The 1,434-nt window shown below is 55.6% G+C and carries 2 tRNA genes and 2 rRNA genes; all 4 read right to left on the bottom strand.

Annotation, left to right across the window (positions count from 1 at the left end):
- Positions 1-387: ribosomal RNA gene (locus tag LB533_RS29785) — 23S ribosomal RNA — on the bottom strand; the annotation flags it as partial.
- Positions 388-809: 422 nt separating this feature from the next.
- Positions 810-885: transfer RNA gene (locus LB533_RS29780), tRNA-Ala, on the bottom strand.
- Positions 886-943: 58 nt separating this feature from the next.
- Positions 944-1,020: transfer RNA gene (locus LB533_RS29775), tRNA-Ile, on the bottom strand.
- A 325-nt stretch (positions 1,021-1,345) separates the two neighbouring features.
- Positions 1,346-1,434, bottom strand: a 16S ribosomal RNA gene (locus LB533_RS29770); the annotation flags it as partial.

Raw genomic sequence — 1,434 nt, 5'->3', positions numbered from 1 at the left:
CCCTACTTTCCAGAAGGTTCCGCTTGTCTCTCAATCGCCACTGGCCTGGTCCGGGTTCGCTCGCCACTACTTCCGGAGTCTCGGTTGATGTCCTTTCCTACGGGTACTTAGATGTTTCAGTTCCCCGCGTTCGCCACTTTATCCCTATGTATTCAGGATAAGTTACCTATAACAGATCCTTGGAAACCACAGCAGCACCAGCGCAATCTCGAAGAGATTGTCGCTCATGCTGCTCTGATTTTCCAAGCACCTTAGGTGGGTTTCCCCATTCGGAAATCTACGGATCAAAGGGTATTCGCACCTCCCCGTAGCTTATCGCAGCGTATCACGTCCTTCATCGCCTGTGCATGCCAAGGCATCCACCAATTGCCCTTAAGACACTTGATCGTTCTCATTGCCAATACCCACCCGCGCGATTTCGAAGAAATCGTCGCTTCAGCCAAACCCTTGCGGGATTAGCGTCCACGCGATCTCGAAGAGATCGTCGCGTCAGCCAAATCCTGTGCAGGACCCGGCTTGATGTCATTGGCACAAAAAGACCAGCTTCTCGAGATCGGTTCGAGGGCGCGGTTAGGCAAACCCATCATATGCGGGAGATTGAGCGTCTCCCGCGACAAATCGTGACCCTTGCGGCTCATGAAGTTCGAACAAATCTTCTCTTTACGATGTCAAACAGAACAGGCGGAAAGCCAAGACGCTTGCCGCAAACTCTTTTTACGAATGACTTTTTCTCACCATCTCTACTCGACACCTCCGCGCGATCCCTGGGGATCGTCGCGAACCGCGACAATCCTTGCGGATTGCCCGAGTGGTGGAGCCGGACGGGATCGAACCGACGACATCCTGCTTGCAAAGCAGGCGCTCTCCCAGCTGAGCTACGGCCCCTTATTACCCCTTCGAACTGATGCAGAGGAGATTCCGACAATCCTTGCGGACTGCGAACTGGTGGGCCTGGGAGGACTTGAACCTCCGACCTCACGCTTATCAAGCGCGCGCTCTAACCAACTGAGCTACAAGCCCTAAAGACCGCGCTCTGCCGGTAACGAGCTGGTGACATCGAGGCAAAGCCTCGCAAGGCCGCCAAATCTGACTAGCAGGTGGCCGTCGCGGCTCGTGCCGCGCCCTCGCGGAGCGCCAGCACCCGAAGGGTGCGTGCGGCGCGCGAGCGCTGATCCAAAGTCATTCGCTGAAGAAAGAGAAACGAAGGCGGCAGACCCGCTTAAGGTATGCGCGACGGTAAGAGTGACTCTCTTCCGTCTTGTTCCAAGAGAACTGAAAGGCAGAGGCTCATCAGCTCTCGTCCGAAGACGAGCGATAAAGCGTTTCCATTAGAGTTCTTCCTTAGAAAGGAGGTGATCCAGCCGCAGGTTCCCCTACGGCTACCTTGTTACGACTTCACCCCAGTCGCTGACCCTACCGTGGTCGCCTGCCTCC

The sequence above is a fragment of the Mesorhizobium sp. BR1-1-13 genome (assembly GCF_020165515.1).
In the GTDB taxonomy this organism is placed as follows: Bacteria; Pseudomonadota; Alphaproteobacteria; order Rhizobiales; family Rhizobiaceae; genus Mesorhizobium.
Note: the sequence above shows the minus strand (reverse complement) of the source record. Positions and strands in the feature narration are given on the sequence as shown.